Source organism: Rhodanobacteraceae bacterium (genome assembly GCA_024234055.1).
In the GTDB taxonomy this organism is placed as follows: domain Bacteria; phylum Pseudomonadota; class Gammaproteobacteria; order Xanthomonadales; family SZUA-5; genus JADKFD01.
In genome coordinates this window covers 285,472-308,410 of the sequence record JACKOW010000005.1, presented here as the reverse complement: position 1 = coordinate 308,410, position 22,939 = coordinate 285,472, and the positions used below count along the sequence as shown (strand labels likewise).

At 65.5% G+C, this 22,939-nt stretch carries 20 protein-coding genes; 9 read left to right on the top strand and 11 right to left on the bottom strand.

Features of this window, described 5'->3' with window-relative positions:
* The first annotated feature begins 33 nt into the window (after positions 1 to 33).
* Genes H7A19_11765 through rimI form a run of 4 tightly spaced genes read left to right on the top strand, consistent with a single transcriptional unit; the run spans position 34 to position 2,428 of the window.
* Entirely contained in the window at positions 34 to 978 is a 945-nt protein-coding gene (locus tag H7A19_11765; protein MCP5475504.1) for an MCE family protein, read from the top strand.
* The gene (locus H7A19_11760; protein ID MCP5475503.1) at positions 975 to 1,610 is read left to right on the top strand and encodes a membrane integrity-associated transporter subunit PqiC; all 636 of its coding nucleotides are present in this window, start codon (positions 975 to 977) and stop codon (positions 1,608 to 1,610) included. The genes H7A19_11765 and H7A19_11760 overlap by 4 nt, the downstream gene beginning before the upstream one ends.
* A gap of 6 nt (positions 1,611 to 1,616) precedes the next feature.
* Positions 1,617 to 1,955 carry a hypothetical protein gene (locus H7A19_11755; GenBank protein ID MCP5475502.1) on the top strand — a complete coding sequence of 113 codons (339 nt, stop codon included), beginning with the start codon at positions 1,617 to 1,619 and terminating at the stop codon, positions 1,953 to 1,955.
* Entirely contained in the window at positions 1,847 to 2,428 is a 582-nt protein-coding gene (rimI, locus tag H7A19_11750; protein MCP5475501.1) for a ribosomal protein S18-alanine N-acetyltransferase, read from the top strand. Before H7A19_11755 ends, rimI begins: the two co-directional genes overlap by 109 nt.
* Before the next feature lie 574 nt (positions 2,429 to 3,002).
* On the opposite strand, the gene H7A19_11745 is transcribed toward rimI, so the two are convergent.
* The 3 genes from H7A19_11745 to H7A19_11735 form a co-directional block, all read right to left on the bottom strand.
* Positions 3,003 to 5,261, bottom strand: a complete 2,259-nt coding sequence (locus H7A19_11745) for a hypothetical protein (protein MCP5475500.1) — start codon at positions 5,259 to 5,261, stop codon at positions 3,003 to 3,005.
* A gap of 3 nt (positions 5,262 to 5,264) precedes the next feature.
* Complete coding sequence (locus H7A19_11740) at positions 5,265 to 5,528, bottom strand: hypothetical protein (protein ID MCP5475499.1); 264 nt, start codon at positions 5,526 to 5,528, stop codon at positions 5,265 to 5,267.
* 101 nt (positions 5,529 to 5,629) lie between these two features.
* Complete coding sequence (locus H7A19_11735; GenBank protein MCP5475498.1) at positions 5,630 to 6,112, bottom strand: DUF456 domain-containing protein; 483 nt, start codon at positions 6,110 to 6,112, stop codon at positions 5,630 to 5,632.
* 207 nt (positions 6,113 to 6,319) lie between these two features.
* On the opposite strand from H7A19_11735, the gene gcvT reads away from it, so the two are divergent.
* The 5 genes from gcvT to H7A19_11710 all read left to right on the top strand — a co-directional run bounded on the left by gcvT (position 6,320) and on the right by H7A19_11710 (position 12,101).
* Positions 6,320 to 7,411 (top strand): glycine cleavage system aminomethyltransferase GcvT, encoded by a 1,092-nt coding sequence (gene gcvT, locus H7A19_11730; GenBank protein ID MCP5475497.1) that lies wholly within the window; start codon positions 6,320 to 6,322, stop codon positions 7,409 to 7,411.
* Positions 7,412 to 7,732: 321 nt separating this feature from the next.
* Positions 7,733 to 8,122, top strand: a complete 390-nt coding sequence (gene gcvH, locus H7A19_11725) for a glycine cleavage system protein GcvH (protein MCP5475496.1) — start codon at positions 7,733 to 7,735, stop codon at positions 8,120 to 8,122.
* 122 nt (positions 8,123 to 8,244) lie between these two features.
* Positions 8,245 to 9,468, top strand: a complete 1,224-nt coding sequence (locus H7A19_11720) for an SRPBCC family protein (GenBank protein ID MCP5475495.1) — start codon at positions 8,245 to 8,247, stop codon at positions 9,466 to 9,468.
* Positions 9,469 to 9,637: 169 nt separating this feature from the next.
* Positions 9,638 to 10,600, top strand: a complete 963-nt coding sequence (locus H7A19_11715; protein ID MCP5475494.1) for a pyridoxal-phosphate dependent enzyme — start codon at positions 9,638 to 9,640, stop codon at positions 10,598 to 10,600.
* Between the two features lie 118 nt (positions 10,601 to 10,718).
* Positions 10,719 to 12,101, top strand: a complete 1,383-nt coding sequence (locus H7A19_11710; GenBank protein ID MCP5475493.1) for a hypothetical protein — start codon at positions 10,719 to 10,721, stop codon at positions 12,099 to 12,101.
* Between the two features lie 566 nt (positions 12,102 to 12,667).
* On the opposite strand, the gene H7A19_11705 is transcribed toward H7A19_11710, so the two are convergent.
* From H7A19_11705 to recQ, 8 genes are all read right to left on the bottom strand, one after another.
* Entirely contained in the window at positions 12,668 to 13,381 is a 714-nt protein-coding gene (locus tag H7A19_11705; GenBank protein MCP5475492.1) for a hypothetical protein, read from the bottom strand.
* 305 nt (positions 13,382 to 13,686) lie between these two features.
* Complete coding sequence (locus tag H7A19_11700; protein MCP5475491.1) at positions 13,687 to 14,703, bottom strand: hypothetical protein; 1,017 nt, start codon at positions 14,701 to 14,703, stop codon at positions 13,687 to 13,689.
* A gap of 48 nt (positions 14,704 to 14,751) precedes the next feature.
* On the bottom strand, positions 14,752 to 15,522 hold the full coding sequence (locus tag H7A19_11695) for a hypothetical protein (GenBank protein ID MCP5475490.1): 771 nt from the start codon (positions 15,520 to 15,522) through the stop codon (positions 14,752 to 14,754).
* A gap of 382 nt (positions 15,523 to 15,904) precedes the next feature.
* Positions 15,905 to 16,816 (bottom strand): 50S ribosomal protein L3 N(5)-glutamine methyltransferase, encoded by a 912-nt coding sequence (gene prmB / locus H7A19_11690; protein MCP5475489.1) that lies wholly within the window; start codon positions 16,814 to 16,816, stop codon positions 15,905 to 15,907.
* A 723-nt stretch (positions 16,817 to 17,539) separates the two neighbouring features.
* The gene (locus tag H7A19_11685) at positions 17,540 to 18,829 is read right to left on the bottom strand and encodes an AMP-binding protein (protein ID MCP5475488.1); all 1,290 of its coding nucleotides are present in this window, start codon (positions 18,827 to 18,829) and stop codon (positions 17,540 to 17,542) included.
* 82 nt (positions 18,830 to 18,911) lie between these two features.
* Positions 18,912 to 19,493, bottom strand: coding sequence for a hypothetical protein (locus H7A19_11680; GenBank protein MCP5475487.1), 582 nt, complete (start codon positions 19,491 to 19,493; stop codon positions 18,912 to 18,914).
* Complete coding sequence (locus tag H7A19_11675) at positions 19,490 to 20,557, bottom strand: radical SAM protein (protein MCP5475486.1); 1,068 nt, start codon at positions 20,555 to 20,557, stop codon at positions 19,490 to 19,492. The genes H7A19_11680 and H7A19_11675 overlap by 4 nt, the downstream gene beginning before the upstream one ends.
* Positions 20,558 to 21,040: 483 nt before the next feature.
* Positions 21,041 to 22,843: a DNA helicase RecQ gene (gene recQ / locus H7A19_11670; protein ID MCP5475485.1), complete on the bottom strand. Its 1,803-nt coding sequence runs from the start codon at positions 22,841 to 22,843 to the stop codon at positions 21,041 to 21,043.
* Positions 22,844 to 22,939: the final 96 nt, after the last annotated feature.

The window sequence follows — 22,939 nt, the reverse complement described above, 5'->3', positions numbered from 1 at the left end:
AGAATCGACTCGGACATTGGGGATCAACAGCGCGTGAAACGCGAAAACGTCAATTATTTCCTGGCGGGTCTGGTGGCGCTCGGCGCCCTGGGTCTGCTGTTGAGTGCGCTGCTGGTGATCACCGGGCGCAGCGGTCCCAGCGATGACTACCTGGTTCGTTATCGCAACGTGGCCGGCCTGGCCTTCGGCACGCCGGTGTTCTACCAGGGCTTCCGCATCGGCCAGATCGAGAAGATTTCGCCCGAGCGCGACGCCGATGCCACCCGCTTCCGGGTCGATTTCTCGGTGCAGGATGGCTGGCAGATCCCCAAGGATTCGGTGGCTCAGCTGATGTCCTCGGGTTTGCTCTCGGATGTGTTCATCTCGATCAAGGAAGGCGAGGCCAAGGATTTCCTGGAGCCCGGAGCCGAGATCAAGGGGCAGGAAGCGGCCGATCTGTTCGGTGCCGTCGGCGAGCTCGCCGGCGAGGTAACCTCCTTGACCCGCGACAAGCTGACCCCGCTGGTTGATCGACTCGGCCAGCGTCTGGATGCCATCGGTGGCAAGTTCGAGGAGGGTACGCCGCTGCTGATCGACAAGGCGGTGGAACTGGTCGACCAGCTGAATTCCAGCGCGGCCTCGCTGGACAAGATGCTGGGGCCCGCGAACCGCGGCAATCTTGAAACCCTGCTGTCGGAATCCAGCGCCGCGGCCACCAATGTGCGCCAGTTGACTGGCGACCTGGAAGCCACGCGCAAGCAGTTGAATTCGATCCTGGCCGAGCTTGATGGCACCGTCAAGGAAAGTCGGCCCGAGATCCAGCAGGCCTTTGCTGATCTGCGCTTCACACTGGACGCGATGGCCCAGCGTGTCGATGCCATTACCTACAACCTGGAGTCGGCCAGCCGCCACTTCGACGAGTTCAGCCGCCAGATCCGCAAGGAGCCCAATCGATTGATCTTCACGCCAAAGGCCGATTCGCTTCCGGATGAGAAATGATGATCCGCAACCCTGATCTCCGATGCCTGACGCTGGCCCTGGCGGCGCTCTGCCTGCTGCTCGCCGGCTGCAGTGCACCCCAGCCCATTCCTGATTTCCGCTATTACCGGCTCGCTCCGGCATCATCGGTGGCAGCGCTGCCGGCGCCCTTGCTGGACCAGCCGCTGGTGGTCACCGACTTTCGCGCCGATGGCGTACACGGTGAGCGTCCGATCCTCTATGCCAACGATCCGGACAGCCTGAAGACCAGTCAGTACCACTACCAGCTGTGGAACGATCCGCCGCCGGTCATGGTGCAGCGTCGCCTGCAGGAATTGTTGTCGGCAGCCGGCGTGTCGGCCTATGTCACCGACCGGCTGTCACCGCGCACCACCGGCTATCGATTGACCGGCTCCATCTACCGCTTCGAGCGGGTGCTGGTCGAGGGCCAGCCGACCGAAGCGGTCATGGGTGTGCGTTTGCGCCTGCAGCTGGACGGCGCCGAACTGCCGCTGATCGAGGGTGACTATCTGCTGCGCATGCCGGTGTCCGGACCGCGCGTGGAGGACTCCGCGGTGGCCCTGTCGGCAGCCGTGGATGAATTGGCCCGGCGCCTGATCAAGGATCTGCGCCAGGTTGTGGCTCAGCGCTAGACCGCCATGCTCGATCTGGAGCACCTTCCCCACCGGCCGCTGAGTGCCACTCAGGCCCAGGTGTTGGCCGCGATGGAGATTGATGTCTATCGCCGTCGGGTCTTGCCAAACGACGCCAATACCATTGAGTCGGCGCTTGCCTCGCCGGCAATCGCGTGGGCGGGTCAGGACTCGGCACTGGCACGCGCACTGGCGCAGGCCGCGGGTGTTCCCGATGTGGCGCACTGGATCGCGCAATGGCATGCACTGGGAGAGAGCTTGCCGGATCTTCAGCAAATGCGCACAGTGCCGGCAGCAAAGCGATCCTTCTGGAGGCGCTTGCGCCAGCGGCTGGCAGAGCGGTGAACGCCGTCGTCAAGCCGGCGGTTCCGCAGATCCGGCCAATGCGCAGCGACGATCTGCGCGAGATCATGGCCATTGAAGTACGCGCCTACGAATTTCCGTGGACCGAAGCGGTCTTTCGCGACTGCCTCAAGGCGGGCTACAGCCTCTGGGTGCTGGAGAGCACGGCCGGCATTCTTGGCTACGGCGTGCTCTCGGCTGCCGCTGGCGAGGCCCACATCCTGAATCTTTGTGTGGCGCCGGAGCATCAGGGTGCTGGCTACGGCCGCCGCCTGCTCAGTCGGCTGATCGATCTGGCCCGCTGGCACCAGGTAGAGCGTGTGTTTCTCGAGGTCAGGCCGTCGAATACGGCGGCGATTTCGCTCTACCATCGCAGTGGCTTCTGCGAGATCGGCCATCGCCCCAACTATTACCCCGCCGCCAACGGTCGCCGCGAAGACGCCGTGGTGATGGCGCGCGAGTTGCTGCCGGATTGATTCACGGGGCACGGGGGCAGGGGGAACGGGGCGCGGGAAAAGCGGGGTAGGGAGGGCGCCGCAGTGTCGCTTTGCGTAGCCCGATGTGCTGCGCAGCGGCTCACCGGGGCTTCTCGCGTCATTGTGAAGTTGTTGTAGGTCCAGACTCGTCTGGACGCTTCTGCCGCACGCCGCGAAGATCGTCCAGACAAGTCTGGACCTACAAGAGCCAGAATCCGGCGTCATTGCGACCCCGGGCTTGAACCGGGGGAAGCAATCCGGGGTAGCGCCGCACACCCCTGGGTCGCTTCGCTACGCTATCCATGAACCCATATCGTAAATTGTTGATTTGCTGTTGTAGGTCACGTTGCTCGCGTAGCGAGCTACGTGACGCAACTCGATGTCACGTAGTCCGCTGACGCGGACAACATGACCTACGACGGCGGGTTCATGGCCGGTGGGCAGTTTCAGACCGATACAGGTGGTTCGCAATGACGCTTCATCATGAATCCCGACAACCGACAACCGACAACCGACAACCGACAACCGACAACCGACAATCGACAACCGACAACCGACAACCGACAACCGGCCCCTACTGCGGAACACTGAGCAGCTCGTAGGGCACGTCGCGGGTGAATCGGCCGCCTTCCGGGCCGCCATAGCTCACGTCAAAGCTCAGGCGATTGCTGCCGGCCTGGCCCTGGGTGGCCTGGGTGAGCGTCGGCGTCAGTGTGCCGATCTGGGTGTCGGTGAGGCTGACCGGGCAACTGCGGCAATAGCCGCGACGTTCGATCACCGGCAGGGACTGCCCGGGTTGGTAGTTGCTGCTGCTGACGAAGGCCCAGCGCCCGGCGCCGGTGCTGTCGGGGTAGTACAGCGTGGAGAACAGCAGGCGCTGGGAGGCGTCGATGGCGGCATTGGCCACACTGGAGCCCCAGCCGGCATCGTTGCTGCCGGCGTACCAGGTACCCGTCAGATCACCCGCCGGACGTGCGGCTGCGGGGATCAGCTCCTCCATGCACCAGCTGCCGGTGGCGCCGCCCAGGGTATAGCGGAACATTCCGAGCAGGCCGACGCCTGGCCGGGCAGTGCCGTCATTGCAGGCCGGAGAGGATTCGGCCTTGTTGAAATCCAGCACCACCTTCCCGCTCTGGCTGGGGACTGCCTGCTGCGGGGTGGCGCCGCCCACATAGCGATAGCGCACCAGACTGTTGCCGGCCGGATCCAGCGATGCAGCGAATACGCCATCCACCAGCGGGCCGATGGCGATGTACCACTCGGGCCGGCCGTCACTGTCGAAGCTGTAGAAGATCAGCGAATAGATGTCGAAACCGGCGGCATCGGTGTAGATGCGCTGGAAATCCACGCCATGGCCATCGCGATCGCGGTCGTACCAGAGCCCGGCGTAAGGTGCCGGATTGACCGGCACGGCGGCAGGCTCAGGCGCCCAGCCCATGGCATACAGCATCGGCACCGCCAGCCCCAGCTGGCGCGTGCCCTGACTCAGACTCAGCGACGGCGTCATCAATTGCCCAAGATAGCCATCCGACAGATGCGAGAGTGTGGAGCCGCCCTGGATCGGATTCGGTGCATACAGCAGGATGCCCGGGAAGCCGGTCGGGATGTTCTCCGGCGAGTTCACGGCGCGCGCCTCGTTCCAACTGATGCCCACCCGGGAAGTCAGGGCGTCGGCGCGTTCGGCGTCGGTCAGGCTCAGGAAAGGGCGATAGGGAAAGGCGCGGGTATCGATCACCTGGCGGGCGTAGATGTCATCGCGGCCCAGCGGCTTGGCACCGATCGGCGTACTGCCGCTGGCGCTCACACGCACCAGACTCAGAAAGCCCAGACCATGGCCGAGCTCATGGACACTGACGCCGACGAAATCGAGCGTGCCCGGCGGCGCCGCCCCATAGCCCAGATAGAAGGGATTGCCACCCAACACACCGCTGCTGCCGATGCGGCGGTTGTAGGTGATGGTCATGTCGGTGGAGTCGGTACAGCTGCCGCCGCGCAGGCTGCAGCCACGGGTGCCGCCCAGGCGCGCTGCGGGGGCTGCCGAGTAGAAGGCATATTTGTCGGGCAGGAAGGGCGCGGGTCGGAAACCGCTGCCATCGCTGAAGACCAGGCTGCGGTCGGCGATCAGAAAATCGTCCGGCGCAGCCGCTGCCAGCGTGGCCGTGTTGGTACCCACGGTCAGATCGTCCCAGCAGGCACGTACGGTGATCGGTATTTCGCTGTCGAAGCCGGCGCCGAGCTGGCGCAATGCCTCGATCATGGCGTTGCGGCGCTGTTGCCCCAGGGTGGTGCCCGGATTGCCACCGACCGGCGTGGCCGGCGCAGGATCATTCCAGGGCGCGACATCGCAGCCCGCACCCGGCAGATCGAAACGCACGTCGAACTGCACCGGCGTCGGCGGCGTGTTGTCGACCTCGACCTTGATGCGGGCATCGACCGGGATCGTGGCAAAGTTCAGGATGGCCAGATGCCAGCGGCCAGCCTGCACCGGGCGATAGTTGCTGCGCCCGACCGAAATGGTCTCCTCGTCGCTGGCGCTGACCGCGAAATACTGGGCCTGATCCTGCAGCGCATCGAAGTCCATCGGCCGACCGTAGGGCGTCTGGCTGGAGAAGCTGTTGCCGTAACGCATGAACAGGTCCAGATCGACATTGCTGGTGTCGCTTTCCAGTTCTACCCGGATGCGGCTGGCGCCGGCCGGTACGTCGAAATACAGGCTATTGGTGTACGAGGATGCCGGCAGGTTGAACTGGGTGCTCTGGCCAGGCACCAGGCCCTGAGCGCAGACGCTCCCGGAGGCCAGCAGCAATGCCCATGCAAAGTACATCAGGCGCATGGCTCAGTGCTCCTCGTGCAGATCGCGCGGGCTGGAGCCCGAATCGTGCTGGTGCGAGGCCAGGTCGCAGTGGTACTCGACTCGGCCGCTGGCATTGATGCGCGCGCTCATGGCGTGGGTGGCGTCTGCCACCAGAGACTGGCCCGTGGCCGCAGCCTTGCCTGCCGTAGTGACGGCCAGTGGCTGCGTCTGGACCTGCACCCGAACTGGCTCCGTCGCGGCCGGACTGGCCAGCGCCAGCCATGAGATCAAGACCAGACTTTGCATGCTTTACTCCGAATCACTTTCATTGCCGATGGCGCCGAGACTAGCGCGAGCGCCGATCACAGCGTGTAAAGACCAGCTCAATCCAGCCTTGCTGCTGATCATCAGCCGATCAACCATCCCAGGGCAAATACGCCGAGCATGCTGAAGGCCAGCGCCAGCTTGGCCAGACTGCCGATGACGAAACCGAGCCAGGCACCGAGCCCGGCGCGAGCCGCCTGCTGCATACCCCGGCCCGCCAGCAACTCGCCGATCAAGGCGCCGGCGAAGGGACCGAAGAGCAGACCAAAGAAGCCGAAGAACAGGCCGACGACGGTGCCGATGGCAGCGCCCAATACCGCCCAGCCACTGGCACCCACGCGACGGGTGCCCAACAGCGAGGCCATCAGGTCGATGCCCATGGCCAGCAGGGTCAGTACCCCGAGCACGATCACCGTGAACCAGCCGACCTGCTGGAAATCGCCGGTCCAGGCTGCTAGCAGCAAGCCACCAAAGACCATAGGCAGACCTGGCATGGCCGGCAGGATGGTGCCAAGGATGCCGGCGATCACCAGCAGCGCAGCGAGCAGATAGAGAATCCAGTCCAAGGATGTCAGACCCACAGCGAAGTGAACCACAGGCTGCACGCTGCAGCGGCCCCGCGCCCCTGCTGGTGGTCATGGCCCGGAGCTGGCTGTTCAGGCGCGGTGCTAGCAGCGTGGCGAATCGCGGCGTGAAGGTCCCGGGGGCGCAAGCGCCCGCATCCCGCGCGGGGCTATCATTCGCGCCCCCGATGGCCGTATCTGGAGCACACCATGTCTCTGCAGCAGACCCCACTCAACGCCGCGCATCGATCGCTGGGCGCCAAGATGGTCGATTTCGGCGGTTGGGACATGCCGCTGCACTACGGCTCGCAGCTTGATGAACATCACATTGTGCGTCGCGCGGCCGGCATGTTCGATGTCTCGCACATGACCGTGGTCGACCTGCACGGCGAACAGTGCCGGCCATTTCTGCGCCATCTGCTGGCCAACAATGTCGACAAGCTCAAGGTTTCCGGCAAGGCGCTGTACACCTGCATGCTCAACGAGCGCGCAGGCGTAATCGATGATCTGATCGTGTACTTCCTGACCGAAGACTACTTCCGCCTCGTGGTGAACGCAGCCACCCGAGAGAAGGATCTGGCCTGGATTCGTAGCCAGGCAGCCGCCTTCGATGTGAGCGTGACCGAACGCGCCGAACTGGCCATGGTGGCGGTGCAGGGGCCGCAGGCGCGCGCCGCGGTGCAGTCGGTGGTCGGCGAGGCCGGCGCCGCCAGCTTGGCGGCGCTGGGCCGTTTTGCCGCAGCCGAGGTCGATGGCTTGTTTGTCGCCCGCACCGGCTACACCGGCGAGGATGGCTTCGAGGTCATCGTGCCGGCTGAGCGTGTGGTGGTCTTCTGGGACGCCCTGTTGGCCGCTGGCGTCAAACCCTGTGGCCTCGGAGCCCGCGACACCCTGCGGCTGGAGGCGGGTTTGAACCTCTACGGGCAGGACATGGATGAGGACATCAGTCCGCTGGAAGCCAATCTGGCCTGGACCGTGGCCTTCGAGCCCGCGGATCGCGATTTCATCGGCCGCGCCGCGCTGGAGGCCCAGCGCGATGCCGGCGTCAGCCGCGTGCTGATCGGACTGATCATGGACGAGAAGGGCGTGCTTCGGCATGGCCAGCGGGTGCTGACCGCGACTGGCGAAGGCGAGATTCTCTCCGGCACCTTCTCGCCCACGCTTGGCAAGGCCATCGCTTTCGCCCGCGTGCCAGCCGCCGACGCGAACGCCGCAGAGGCCAAGGTCGACATCCGCGGCAAGCTGGTACCCGTGCGCGTGGTCAAGGCCAGTTTCGTGCGCGAGGGCAAGGCGTTGGTCTGAGGCTGGTTGCTGTTTGTCGGGACTCGGGACTCGGGACTCGGGACTCGGGACTCGGGACTCGGGCGAGCTCACATTCTGGCGTCATTGCGAGCGCAGCGAAGCAATCCAGTGCTTCCGGGGGAGTGTTTCTGGATTGCTTCGCTGCGCTTGCAATGACGCCAATCCAGGTGCGCGCCGCCATCAGGCAACAGCCAACAATCAACAACCACCAACCAGCGACCAGCAGCGAGCAACCAACAACCAACAACCGACAACCGCCCCTCCCCCGGCGCCCGCCTTTTGTTATCCTGCGGGGCCATCCTGCAGCCGACGTTGACAGCCATGAGTGAGATTCCCGGCGACCTCAAGTTTCTGAAATCCCATGAATGGGCGCGCAAGGAGGGCGACGGCACGGTGACCGTCGGCATCTCCGATCACGCGCAGGGCTTGCTCGGCGATCTGGTCTATGTGGAGCTGCCGAGCGTCGGTGACCATGTCGATGCCGGCAGCGGCTGCGCTGTGGTCGAGTCGGTCAAGGCCGCTTCGGATGTGTACAGCCCGGTATCGGGCGAAGTGCTCAAGGTCAATCAGGCGCTGTCCGACAAGCCGGAGACAGTCAACGAAGACGCCTACGGCGAGGGCTGGATCTTCGTCGTCAAGCCCGATGATCTGAGCGAATACAATGAACTCCTTGATCCGGATGCCTATCAGGAACTGCTCGATCAGGACTGATGGCCGCCCAGGCTGGGCCAATTAACAGACAAGCTGTACACGTCCGCGTGGCGCTACGGCCTTAGAACGATTAACATTCCGCGCCTTGTCGAGTGGGTGCCCGTTTCGGGGAGAGTTATCTGATGCGCTCTGTGATCGAATTAATCCTCGCGATCGTGGCTACGATCGTGGTCCTCATGTTGATCGGACTGTTCCTGCCCGGCGGTGGCCAGGGGCATGTCGAGCGATCGATCATCATCGAACGTCCGCCCAGCCACGTCTTTGACGTACTGAACAGCTTCAAGCGCTTCAACGAGTGGTCTCCCTACGCCAAGCTGGACCCCAATGCCAGCTACAGCTTCGAGGGCCCCGTCTCCGGTCAGGGCGCGATGATGACCTGGTCGGGCGACAAGGCCGTGGGTTCGGGCCGTTTCGAGATCATCGAAAGCACCCCGACGTCCATGGTCAAGATGATTCAGCGCATCAATGACGGTTACACCGGTACCACCGCTTTCAGCATCGGCACCACCGATCTGGGCGTGAAGGTCACCTGGTCGTACGACGTGGAACTCGGCGCCAACCCGATCGAGCGCATCAAGGGCAAGTATCTGGACTCCTCCATCGGCGGTGATTACCAGTACGGCCTGATGCGCCTGAAGGCGCTGATCGAGTCCAGCGCCTATGCACGCGATTACAGCGATATCACCATCACCGAGTTGGAAATGGTTCCGGGTCCGGCCCTGAAGATGCCGGGACTGGTCGAGGTCTACAGCGCTCGCGACTTCCCGGACCTGAATGCCGGTGTTGCCGACACCATGAAGAAGTTGCAGGCCGTTGTTGACCGCAACAAGCTCGAAGTCACTGGTCCGGCGCGGGTCAAGGTGAATCTCAAGGAGCGTTACCGCCTGGGCTTCGAGGTGATCCTGCCGGTCAACCGTACCGAAGGCCTGCAGCTGCCCGAGGACATGGAGGCGACGGAAACCGTCGGCGGCCAGGCCCTGATGGCCGAGCACGTGGGTGAGCGCCGCAAGAGCAACGTGACCTTCGAGAAGCTTCAGGCCTATGCCACCGTGCGCGGCATGGTCTTCGATCCGGCGCAGAAGGCCATCGAAGAGATCCTGCCTGACCGCGAGGCGCCCAAGGCCCCGGATGCCGATCTGGACGCCTCGATGGCCGCGGCTGATGAGGCCGCCGCAGGCGACGAAGCGGCGGCAGGAGAAGAGGCTGAGGAAGAGAAGGTGATGCTGGAAGTCACCCGCGTCTATCTGCTGCTCGGTCTGCCGAGCACGCCGGTTGATCTGCTCGATCCGGCCGCAGCAGCGCCGGCAGATGCGAGCGAAGCAACGCCGGTTCCAGCCGGCGGCTAGGCCGCGAGCTCAGCGGTCATGATCAAAACGCCCGGCTCGCCGGGCGTTTTGCTTTTTGCCTGACGCACTCATACTGCTGTTGTCATGAATCCATGAGCCCGGTGCTCCGTGCCTGGCGGCCCCAGACTTGCGAGCGCCACCCCGTACCGCTGAGAGATGGAAGGCCCTGATGCCCGCCAATTGCGACTTCGACACACTGGACCTTGATGCCGTCTGGCGCGCCGCCGCGCGCATCGCGCCCTACGCGGCGCGCACGCCCGTGCTGCGCAGCCGCAGCCTGGAGGCCGAGATCGGCGCCGAGCTGCACTTCAAGTGCGAGAACTTCCAGCGCATCGGTGCCTTCAAGTTCCGCGGCGCCTGCAATGCGGTGTTCGCGCTCAGCGACAGCGAGGCTGCGCGGGGCGTAGCCACCCATTCCTCCGGTAACCACGCCGCGGCGCTGGCGCTGGCGGCACAATTGCGCGGAATTCCGGCGCACGTGGTGATGCCCGAGAACACCGTCCGGGTGAAGATCGATTCGGTGCGGCGCCTGGGCGCCAGCATCGTCTTCTGTGCGCCCAGCAATCGAGCCCGCGTCGAAACCCTGGCCAGCGTGATTGCCCAGACCGGCGCGGTCGAGATTCATCCCTTCGCCCATCCCGAGGTCATTGCCGGTCAGGGCACAGCGACGCTGGAACTCATTCGCGAAGTCGGCCAGCTCGACGCTCTGGTGGCGCCGATCAGCGGCGGTGGCCTGATGGCCGGCAGCGCCATCGCCGGGCGTGGTCTGTGCCCGAGGATCGATCTCTTTGGCGCCGAGCCCGAAGGTGCCGATGACGCCGCACGCAGCTTTGCCAGCGGCCAGTTGCAGCAGAACGTCGCAGTGGACACCATCAGCGACGGTCTGCGCGCGGATCTGGGCGCACCGAACTTTGCCCTGCTGCGCGCACGCGGTACCCGCATTCTCACGGTCAGCGATGCCGAGACACTGGCGGCCATGCGCCTGGTCTACGAGCGCCTGAAGATCGTCATCGAGCCCAGCTGCGCTACCCCGCTGGCAGCCATCCGCAAGCATCCCGAACACTTCCGCGATCGCCGGGTGGGCGTGATCCTGAGCGGCGGCAATGTCGACTTCGACACGCTCAGACTGTAGTGCCGGCGAGCGCGTGTCCGACACCGAGTCTCCATGCCTTCCTTGCATCTGAATTGCACGGCGAGGCGACAAGCGATCGGGTGAGATCCGGCGCTGAACTGGCGGAATCTGACTGCGCATGCTGAATCCACGAATCTCCTCGACGCTACTGATCTTGCTGCTGGCGGTGGCGTCTGCCGCAACGCTGGCCGCCGATGCCCGCTGGGACTTCGTGGTCGGCCTCGAACCGGCGCAGGAAATCCTGACCGTACGCGGCTGCAGTGCGCAGGCGCAGCCGCTCGTGCGATTGCGCGCCGGTTCGGAGGCGCTGCCCTATCTGCAGTCTCTGAGCCGCGGCGAAGCGCAGACATTGCACCCCGATGCCCGTGGCGTGCGCGTGAGCCAGTGGCAGGCGGGCGAGTGCTTTGTCGCACACATCGATCTGAAGGCGGCCGGACTGGCCGATCGCTATCGAATCGGTCGCGGCAAGGACTACTGGCGGGTGTCGCCAGCGCTGTGGTTCTGGCGGCCGCGTCAGCTGGATCCGGACAGCACGATCGAGTTCCGCCTGCCCGCCGGCTGGTCGGAATCGGTGCCGTGGACACCCATCGACGGCGGACATCGCTACCGTCTGGGGGCTGCGCCCGACGACTGGCCGGCGCAGAGCGCCTTCGGCCGCTTCGAGGAATCCATCATCGAGCTGCCCGGAGGTCGCTTGCGGGTGGCCATCCTGCCGCTGGTGGACGCCGGCAAACGCCAGTCGGTGATGGACTGGTTCAAGGACACGGCGCCGGTGCTGCTGGCCAGCGATGGGCGCGCGCCCCTGCCTGATACTCAGGTGCTGATCGTGCCTTTGCCCGGCGTGAGGGAGCCGGTGCCCTGGGGTCAGGTCTCCCGCGGCGGCGCCGCCGGCGTGGCCCTGTTTGTCGGCGCCGATGCCGGCAGCGAGTCCTGGCGTCAGGACTGGACCACCGCCCATGAGCTGGCGCATCTGCAACACCCTTTCCTGGGCAACCGCGGCCGCTGGCTGGCCGAGGGTCTGGCCAGCTATTACCAGAATGTCTGGCGCGCCCGCACTGGCCAGTTCAGCGCCACCGAAGGCTGGCGTCGTCTCGATGCCGGTTTCAAGCGCGGTCGCGCCGTCGGCAGCGGCCCGCCGTTGGCCGAACTCGGCCGCGGCTGGGGCGGCACCATGCGCGTCTACTGGGCTGGCGCTGCCTACTGGCTGGAGTCCGATATCGCCCTGCGCCAGCACGGCAGCAGCCTCGACGCCGTGCTCGGGGCGTTCAGGCGTCAGCACCTGCCGAGTGAACGCTACTGGCCACCCGAAGACTTCATCGCAGCGCTCGATGCCGAAGTGCCCCAGGCCGGATTGCTGGCCCGCTACCAGCGCTACGCCGTCGACCGCGAGTTTCCGGATCTGCGCGACAGCTATCGCCTGCTGGGGTTGAAGATCGGGCAGATCGGTGAAGAGGAATTGCCAGCGAATGCGCTGCGCGAGTCGATCATGGAGCGACGATAAGGCGGGTTGTCGGTTGTCGGTTGTCGGTTGCCGGTAGGAGCAGGTGTTGGTTGTTGGTGTCGGTATCGGATAGCGCTGGTGATTCTGAGGCGACAGCGTCTGTGGGAGCGGACTCTGTCCGCGATTGCCCTCCCGAGGATGGATGTCGGCAGTCAGGACGCGGTGCTATTCAACGCTGCTGCGCTCTCCATGAACCCATATCGCAAGTTGTTGATTTGCTGTTGTAGGTCACGTTGCTCGCGTAGCGAGCTACGTGACGCAAATGGATGTCACGTAGTCCGCTGACGCGGACAACATGACCTACGACACCGGGTTCATGGCCCGTGCGCAGTGTTGGGCCGACACAGGTGGTTCGCAATGACGCCGGATTCGGGCTGTTGTAGGTCCAGACTTGTCTGGACGCTCTTCGCACAGCGCTGCAGAAGCGTCCAGACAAGTGTGGACCCACAACAGCAAAGGCCGCCCTTACGCTGGTCCGGAGAGCAACAGCGGCGCCGCAGGCGCGGCGCCCTCCTCTCAGCGCAGCAGCAGGGAATCGGCGGCTCGCAATGGCAGCGCCAACCCGGTCAACCCCCGCCCGGCGGCGCCGGATCAAACACGCCATGGCCACCGGCCCGCAGGCGCTCGACCAATTGCTGGCGGGCGGCCTGCAACTGATCGATCTGCATCAGGGGCCAATAGGCATCGATCAGCGCTTCTTCCAGAGAGCCATAGCCGCAGAGTTGCTCGTGGTAGCAGATCAGGTGCGCGGCGGGCGAATTCGGGCCGCAGTCGGCGCCCAGATCGCAGGCGGCCAGGCGCCAGAGGGCCGAGTTGGCTTCGCCGCCGCCGACAAAAGGCCCCAATTGTGCGCCGCGATGCTGGAAGCGCTCGGCGGCGTCGGCGATTGACTGCAATTCCAGCATTGAAGGTTCGCGTAGCGCCTCGGCCAGGGCCTGTTCCAGCAGGGGGCGCATCGCCGGCACCTGTGCGCGGTCTCGTTCTATCTGCGCCTGCATCGCTCTGGGGTCTGAATAGTCCATTTCGGTTTCGGCACTCGCCTCCCACAAGCGACGCAGCGGGTCATCGGGGGACAGATCCGACCACACACCCATGATGCCGCCGGACTCTCCAGGCGTGGGACTCAATCGCATCGACGATTGCGCACAGGTCTGTCTGGCCCAGGCTTCGGCAGCCGTAAATTTCGCGGCAGCATCTTCCAGGGCATCTGGCGGCAGCGTCATGCGCCACAGCTGTTCGCGGTCACTGGCAGTCGCCACCGCGCTGGGTAGGCAGGCCATCAGCGTGTGCAAACGCTCCTGCACCTGGGTTCGCTTGCTCCGCTGCACGCCGGCAGGCGCAGCGGCAATGTTTGTCAGCGGCGCCCCCGGCGACTTCGGCTTCGACCTTGGAGTTTGATCGATGGGATGAACGGTCTCCGTTACACCTGCCGCGGAGCGCAGATGGGCTGACCGGGTAGCCGCGGCACTCCGGGTCGATTCGATCTGATCTGGACTGTCTGGTTCGTCTCTGTTGGATAAGAGTAGCGTCCCCATCAGCAACAAGCTGCCGATCAGCACCAGCAGGCCCGCGATCGAGCGCCTGCTCAACCGCCACCGCCGATGGCTTCGTCCGATAGCAGCAGCGCGCCCAGGTCGCCCGCCTGCAACAGCGCCAGAATCTGGTCGCGCTCGGCCTGGATCAGACGCCAGTCACGCGCAGAGACCGACTGCCTGGTGAACTCCTGCATGCTCTCGACTTCGCAGAAGGAGCCGTAGGTGGCGCAATAGTTGTAGCGGATGCCCGGGACACTCGCGCACGGGTAGCCGAGTTCGCAAGCAGCCAAGATCCAGGAATCACTCCGAAACGGGGTGCCCTCCGATGCGTAGGCAGACAGGTCCATCAGCGCCTCCGGGCTGCCCTCCCGGAGCAGCACCAGCGCCGCGCGACGCTGACGTTGCGGCCGCAGTGTGGGATCGATCTCGTATCCTTGGGCCCGAACTCTGGCCCCGGGATGCCCCAGATCTGCCGCCAGTCGAACGCTGTCACGATGCAAGCGCCCGAGTTGTATGGTTCGGGCGCGATTGTCGCCGTGCGGAATGATTCCGCTGCAACGTGCGCTGCCGATCTGTAGCGCAGCTTGGCGAAGGGGGGCATCTGCCGAAGGTGTTGTGACGCCGAAGGCTGATCGGTTGAAATGGGGCTCATGTGCCGAATTCATTTGCGCCATGTGGACCCCCAGGCACTCGTCATAGATATCCCGCATCCGTGCCGCTGCATCAGCATCGCCCTGCGCGGCGCGGCGTTTGAACTCGGCCAGCAATGGCGCAAGATCGTCGGCGGCGACCAGCCGCGCCATATCGTCGGCGAGCTGGGCGGCGCTGACGCGGTAGCCGAGGGCCGGGGCATCGAGGGCGACAGCGGCGTCCTTTGGTGGTCTCGATATTGGAGTCGGTACTGCCGCAGTCTGTCTTGGCGGGGCACTGGTCTGCGCCAGCGCTGCGCCCGCATCGGCCATGATCTCGGTCGCTTGTCCCAGTTCGGGAACCGCCATGTTGCCGTAGTCAACTCCCGCGGACTGGCCGATGTCGGCCTGCCAACGCCACGCCAGCACTGCTCCCATCAGCAGAACAGCAACGCCCAGAACACGCTGGCGGGCGTGCACGGTCGATCAGCCGTCGCTGGTGTATGTTGGGAACAGGCGGGCAGCGCCGCGCTCTCGGATGATTTGCAGCAACTCGTCGCGTGACCGGAACACTTGGTCCGAGTTCTCCTCACCACGTGATGCGCGAATGGCGGCGGCGAGATCGGAGTAGCCGCAGACCAGGCGAACCAGACAGAGGTGATCCACCGCGCGACTGCCGGCGCCGCAATCGAGTCCGAATTCGCAAGCCAGCAGCAACCAGGCATCTGCCACGGTCAGGTTCGCGCGATCGATGCCGAACTGGTCCCGATCCGCGCGGGCGGCCATTACCCAGCCGATACGGGCGATGCCTTCGGCGTCGCCGCTATCGATCAGCTGTACGGCCAGACGGCGGAAACTGTCCCCTTCCATGGTCGTACCCTGCGCCAGGAGTCGCGCCAACGGGTCGCCCTGCGCTGCAGCGCTTCCAAGTCGTTTGTTGGAGTCCGGATCGGCCATGATGACCCTGCTGCTGACGACGTGCTTGAGGCCGGCACAATCGGCCGAGCGGCGGGCCAGCGCCGCGGCGCGCTCGGCCCGGGCGGCCGCATGGGCTTCCGGGGGCTGGGTTTCCGCCAATCGCGCCTCGAAGCGCTGCTCGCTCTCTGGGAAAGCAGCCATCGCTGCCTCACCGCAATCGCGGTCGTGCAGGAAGCGCAGCGTCAGCTGGCGCGCTTCGGAGGACACTTCATCGGCGCTGGCGACCGTTGCGGCAGTCAACAGCAGCAGACAAAGCAGGCAATCACGCATCAAGGTCATCAAGGTCTCCGGTTGGCCTGAAGTGTAGCGGACAGTGAACCGAGCTTGGACCCGTGACACCTGGCAGGGTTCCCCGCCCTGTGGGAGCGGCTTCAGCCGCGATCGCCCTGTCGCGGCCGAAGCCGCCCTCACCAAACATGCCGCAAGTAGCTGAATCAAAAACATTTTCCGCAAAGGACGCAAAGGACGCAAAGTCGAGCGATTCCGAGGTGTCGGCTGGCGCTGTCGCTAGAGATCGCGTTCAGCCGGCCAACCTTTGAAGTCTTCGCGTCCTTTGCGTCCTTTGCGGACAACAATGAACCCCCGAGATCGCCGACCGTTTGATGCGCGAACAAGCGCACCGCCAGGGGCGATCGCGGCTGAAGCCGCTCCCACAGGAGTGCTACAGCCCTCGCTCCGCGCACAGGGCCACGACGTGCGCGTGGCCGGCGCGCAGGTCGCGGGCTTCGAGGGCGAACACACCCATCTGGCCCACGCTGAATTCGATCCAGTCCATGGGCAACTCGGGCAGCAGGCGCTTGAGCGCGCGCTCGGCTTCGCCGACCTCGACGATCAGCAATCCCTGCTCGGCCAGATGGCTGGGGCCGTCGCGCAGGATGCGCAGGGTGGCATCGCAGCCATCGGCACCCGAGGTGAGGCCGAGCTTGGGTTCATGCCGATACTCGCCGGGCATGGCCGCGTACTCGGCGTCGGTGATGTAGGGCGGATTGGACACGATCAGCTCGTAGACCTCGTCGCCCAGCGCCGAGAACAGATCCGACTGGATCAGCCGCAAACGCGATTCCAGCCGGTGCAGCGCTCGATTCTCGGTGGCCAGCGACAGCGCATCAGCGGACAGATCCAGACCATCCACCTGCCAGTCGGGCCGATGCACCGCCATGCCGATGGCGATGGAGCCGCCGCCACAGCACAGGTCCAGCGCACGGGTGACCGTGCGCCGACCCAGCCAGGGCTGGAATCCGTTCTCGATCAGTTCGGCGATGGGTGAGCGTGGCACCAGCGCGCGGGCATCGCTGCGCAGGGTCAGGCCGGCAAACTCGGCGCTGCCGATCAGATAGGCCGCCGGCACACGCTCGCTGATGCGGCGCTCGATCAAGGCACAGACCGCGGCGATCTCGACGTCGAGCAAGCGCGCCTGGGCAAAGGGTGCTGGCAGCCTGGCCGGCAGATGCAACGCATGCAGCACCAGCGAACGCGCTTCGTCGAGCGCGTTGTCCTCGCTGTGTCCGATCAGCACCCGCGATGCCCGCAAGCGCCCCGCGCCCCAGCGCACGCAGTCGGCGAGGGTGCGCAGTGAGGCCGGGACCCGGGACTCGGGACTCGGGACCTGGGTAGAAGCCGGGACTCGGGACTCGGGACTCGGGACTTGGGTAGAAGCCGGGACTCGGGACTCGGGACTCGGGACTCGGGTAGAAGCCGGGACCCGGGACTCGGGACTCGGGACTTGGGTAGAAGCCGGGACCGGGGACCCGGGACCGGGGACCCGGGAAGGCGGTGGTGCGCTGGAATCAGTGTTCGGCACGGGGGCGGTGTTCACTCGGTTAGGTGTGTGGGAGTTGGCTTCACCGTGGGAGCGGCTTCAGCCGCAATCAGGTTGGTGCGGCGGAAGCTGCTCTCACCAAAAATGCCGCAAGTATTTGAATCAAATACATTTTCCGCAAAGGACGCAAAGGATGCAAAGTAGAGCGACTCCGAGATTTCGGTTGACGGCGTCGCCAGAGACCGTGCTCAACCGGACAACCATTGAAATATTCGCTTCCTTTGCGTCCTTTGCGGACAAAAAATGAACTCTGAGATCGCCGACAGTTTGATGCGCGAACAAGCGCGCCGCCAGGGGCGACCGGGACTTCCGCCAGACATTAGGTAATCCTTCGAGTTTACGGCTCAAAAAACAGGTGTAGGGCGCAGGTGTCCAATCACGACGTATGATCTGACCGAGCCGCGACGTGGGTCCCCTGCCCCCTGCCCCTTGCCCCCTGTTTGAGGCGACCCGGAGTCCCCAGGCACTGCGGCCGCCTCACACCCCCACCTCGCCATCATCCAACTCGCTGCGATACTGCACCAGCTTGTCGCAGACCTGATCGTGCACTCCGATGCTGAGCTCAGCGTCGGCGCCCAGCAGCGCCCGCATCGAGGCTTCCACCGCCGCCAGATCGACCTGCTGGCGACCGTACAGATCCAGCTGGAAACTGGCGTCGGCGCGCTGCAGCAGCGCGTACTGGGGCAGGGCGTAGGGCTTGAGCGCGTGGGTGATGTCGATGTTGTTGATGTAGCTACCGAGTGTGGTGCGAAAGCGCACCGGCGCCCGTCCGGCCAGGCCGACCAGCACCCATTCGCCGCCGCGCTGCTCCAGCGCTGCATGGTCGCCCGTGCGGTAGCGCAGCAGAGGCAGACAGACATTGAAGCCGCCGGAGAGCGTGATCTCGCCGCGTTGACCGGGCGCCACCGGCTCGCCCTCGTCATCCAGGATCTCCACCGCCATCTCCGGCTGCAGCAGCACATGGGCGTCCAGCACCGGATCGTGGACGGCGATCGGGCCGGCCTCGTTGAGCGAATAGAGGTCCAGCACCGGGCAGCCGAAGCGCTGTTCCAGTTCGGCGCGCAGGCCGGCCAGCAGGGTCATCGAGGTGCTGAGGATGGCGCGCGGACGATGCCCGAAATCGATCCCGATCAAAGCCGCCAGCGACAGTGGATCGCCGGTGATGACTTCGGGCTTGAGCGCATCGATGTAGGGGCCGCGATGGGCGGGATCGCGCCAGTCGTCCTCGTGCAGATTGATCTTGGCCAGCCCGCATTCGCCGCGCTGCGGCGTAACCGAGACATAGGTGAAGCAGCGCTGCTGCCAGCCCACCAGCATCACGCCGACGTCGCCCGGGCCACTCTGAAGCTCGACGCCGAAGCGCCGCAGCGCGCGCTGGTGGAAAGCCAGGTAACGTGCCGCCACCAGCGGATGCGAAGCGATCAGCAGCGGCTGGCCGGTGAGCCCGGTGGTGCGGAAATTGATCATCCGCTCGGTAGGCTGGTCGTCTGGGACGAAGGCCGCGATGTCCCGCGCCAGATCGCCGCGGCTGATGGTGGGCAGATCGACAAGCTGCTCGGGCAGGCTGCCGTAGCGCCGATAGTGTGGTACCTGGGTCAGCGCATTCGAGGCGTAGTCGCGCAGCCAGGACTGTGAGAAGTCAGCCCTGGGATCGACCGGGGCCTGCTGCATCCGCGCGGCGAATTCCATCACCGCGGGCAGCTCCGCCGGCAGCAAGCGATGACCGCTGCTGTTGCGATAGATCGGCGCCTGTGGATGTTCGCGCATGAAGCGCAGAATCTCGGCGCCGGCCGGGCTCAGACCCGGATAGCGTTGCGCATCGGTGGGACTGCTGTCATCGCGCACGGGGCTACTCCCTCGACCACTTGTCGGCCGATTCTTCCGCCGCCTTGCGCGCCAGCGCCTCGCGGATCAGGCGGGCGCGCTCCTCGGCGGCGCGCGTGGCGGTCGCCAGGCGCGCACGCTCGAGCGTGCTGACCGTCAGCCAGCGATCCTCGGCCACGTTCTGGCTCTCGCCAGCCGGGCGCAGGCTGGCGCTGCGCAGCGCCAGCCGCGACAGTTCCTCGCGGCGCTCGTCGTTGTCGACAAACTCCTTCGCTGCGACCTTCTCGGCGAGTCCATTGGCCTCATCGTAGAGCAGTGCCAGCACCTGTGCAGACTTGAGTTTGCCGCGAAAGGCCGGGTCAGTGAGCAGCCAGCACAGAATCTGTGTGAGCATGCGCGGATTGCGCTCCTTGCTGCGGTCGCGGCCGACGAAACGCTGCAGCTCGCTGGCCTTGGCGCTCAACCCGAGCGCGGTCAGCACATCGGCGACCAGCGCCGGCACATGAACGCTGCCGCTCTTGCCGAAGACCGGTTCGCCGAGGAAGGGCGCCGGTGTTTCCAGCAGGCGCCGGGTCAGCTGTTCCAGCGGTGGTCCTTCCTGGCTCATGCGTAGTCTCGGTCCCGGACATCGGGCGGTACCCGCTGCAAGTCTACGACGCGCGTCGCTGCACTGCCGAGCCGCCCGGGTAGTTCGAACTTGCCGAAGACCTGAGTGCTCGGACAATCGCCACAGGACTGGGCACAGCGAGCCCTGCGGGCGGCGCGGAAGCGCGCAGGCAACTCGGCCAGGTCATTGATCTGATCCAGCGACACGCCGTACTCGGCCACGGTGAACGCGCAGGGCGCCATGCGGCCGTGTTCGTCGACGAACAGGAACTGGGTGCCGGGGTCGCAGTCGGCCACCGGCCAGCGCTGGCCACGCGCGGCGGCGTGCAGACGCCGCAGATAGGCCGGGTCGCCGCTCAGCCGAAGGCCTGAGCGCGCGAGTGACTCGCGTAGCCGCGGCAAGGCCTCGGCAAACTCGGCCCAGGCCGGCGCCGACACCGCTTCATCGGCGTGAAATTCGGGGCGATCCCGGCCGCCGAGCAGATTGAAGCTGAGCTCATCGACGCCGGCCTCGGCCAGTGCGCGGCAGAGCTCTGCAAACTGGCCGATGGTCGAGCGCATCAGCACGATGTTGGCGCGCAGCCGGATTCGACCGGATCCTTGCCCGCGATCACGGGCCAGCGCCTGCAATGCCGCCAGCACGCGCGCGTAGCCGCCACGCCAGCCGCGCATCCGATCGTGCTTGGCGCCGATAGCGTCGACACTGACGGTGAGTTCGTCCAGATGATCCAGCACCGCTGCGCGCGTGGCCGGGCGCCACAGCGTGCTGCCGTTGGTGGTGGCGCTGACCGCAATACCCGCGGCGCGTGCGCGGGCACTGAAGTGCACCCAGCGCTTCCACAGCAGCGGTTCGCCGCCCAGCCAGCTGAGCAGGGGCGGGGCGTCACCGACAGATCGATGGCGGGTGCTCATCAGGGCGATCAGATGTTCGATGTGCGCTTCGCTCAGGGTTTCGCGCGCAAACCGCAGACGTTGGTCATAGGCACAGAAACTACAGATCAGATTGCAGCGGGTGCTGACACGGCAGACGACGACCAGTCGCGGATTCGCAGGGCGTAGGCTCATGGGCATCGAGTATTGCAGTCCAGCTTCCCTGTGGGAGCGGATTCATCCGCGATCAAGCGACCTCGGTAGGAGCGACCTCGCGTCGCGACCGCGGTGTTTTTGTGTAACCGCGAACACCGGGAACCGCGGCGAGCGGTGTTCAGACATTGAACGCAAAGAACGCAGAGGACCGCCGAGAACGCAGAGAAGAGCGTCCACAGATTCGCTTTGCTTCTCTCCGCGTCCTCCGCTACCCTCTGCGTTCTCCGCGTTGAAGCTCCTGCTGGAGGCCTGCGCCGTCTGCCAGTGCCCGCGAGCGCCGAGCTGCCGGTCGCGCCGAAAGGGCACCTGCAGGGAGTTCGCTCCTGTGGGAGCGGATTCATCCGCGACGGGCGTACTGGCGGGTTTGACCAAGTGCGATCGCGGACAGAGTCCGCTCCCACAGGTAAAGTCGCTCCCATAGGTGAAGCTGGCCCGCAGGAAGCACGGCCGCCGAGCAGCGGCTTAGTCCGCCGCCAGCACCAGCTCCAGCACGGCATCGCCATAGCGCTCGAGCTTCCTGGCGCCGACGCCCTGAACTTCACCAAGCTGGCTCAGGCTGTGCGGGCGTTCGTTGGCGATGGCGCGCAGGGTGGCATCGTGGAAGATCACGTAGGCGGGCACATTCTGTTCGCGGGCGAGCTTGGCGCGCAGATCGCGCAACTGCTCGAACAGGGCATCGTCGGCTGGATGCGCGGAGATTGAGAATTTGGTGCGCGGCGCCCGTTTGCGCTCGCGTTCGACCCGCAGGTTGAGCTCGATCTCGCCACGCAGCAGTGGTCGCGCCGCTTCGCTCAAGCGCAGCGAGCCGTAGCTGCCGGCTTCCACGTCCAGATAGCCGCCCGCGACCAGTTGCCGGAACACGCTTTTCCACTGGCGCTCGCTGATGTCGGCGCCGATGCCGAAGGTCGGTAGCCGGGTGTGGCCGAGATCGACCACGCGCTCGGTCTCGTTGCCGTGCAGCACATCAGTCAGATGGCCAACGCCAAAGCGCTGGCCGGTGCGATAGACGCAGGACAGTGCCTTCTGCGCGGCTTCGGTGGCATCCCAGGTCTGGGGCGGTTCCAGACAGTTGTCGCAGTTGCCGCAGGCGCGCCCGTAGTCCTCGCCGAAATAGGCCAGCAAGGCCTGGCGGCGGCAGCGCACACTCTCGCAATAGCCTAGCAGCGCGTCCAGCTTGCTGCGTTCCAGGTGTTTGCGCTCTTCGCCGGCCTCGGAGCCGTCGATCATCTGCCGCAGCAGCACCACATCACCCAAGCCATAGACCATCCAGGCCTCGGCCGGATCGCCATCGCGGCCGGCGCGGCCGGTTTCCTGGTAATAGCCCTCCATCGACTTGGGCAGATCCAGATGCGCCACGAAGCGCACATCGGGCTTGTCGATGCCCATGCCGAAGGCGATGGTGGCGACCATGACGACGCCGTCCTCGCGCAGAAAACGGGTCTGATGCTCGGCTCGCGCGGCGCTGTCCATGCCGGCGTGATAGGCCAGCGCGTGGATGCCCTGGGTGCGCAGGAACTCGGCGGTCTCGTCGACCTTCTTGCGCGACATGGCATAGACGATGCCGGATTGCTGCGGGCGTGCCCGCAGGAAGCCCAGCAGCTGCTTGCGTGGGTCGAGCTTCTCCTCGACTCGGTAGCGGATGTTGGGGCGATCGAAGGAACTGACGAATTGCCGCGCTTGGCCGAGGTTCAGCCGCTCCACGATCTCGGCGCGGGTCGGCGCATCGGCCGTGGCCGTGAGCGCCACCCGCGGCACCTCGGGCCAGCGCTCGTGCAACACCGTCAGTTCACGGTATTCCTTGCGGAAATCGTGTCCCCACTGCGACACGCAATGGGCTTCATCGATGGCAAACAGCCCGATCCGGGTGCGCGTCAGCAGGCCCAGGAAGCGCGGCGACAGCAGCCGCTCGGGTGCCACGTAGAGCAGGTCCAGTTCGCCCTCGACCAGCTGACGCTCGATGTCGAGGGCGCTGCCGGCGTCCAATGTCGAATTGAGGAAGGCCGCGCGCACGCCAAGCTGAGTCATGGCCGCCACCTGATCCTGCATCAGCGCGATCAGCGGCGAGACCACGATGCCGGTACCGGCACGCAGCAAGGCCGGAATCTGGTAGCACAGCGACTTGCCACCGCCGGTGGGCATCAACACCAGGGCATCGCCGCCGGCGATCAGCCGTTCGATGATCTGCTGCTGCAGGCCGCGGAAGTCGTCGAATCCGAAGACGCGGCGAAGCAGCTGACGCGGGGATTCTCGTGCTGTCTCAGGCATCGTTGAAGAGCTTGTTGTCCGCAAAGGACGCAAAGGGCGCAAAGAAGAGCGAACTGGATTCCAGGCCGCGGGTGCTTCTCGCCCATGCCCCGAGCA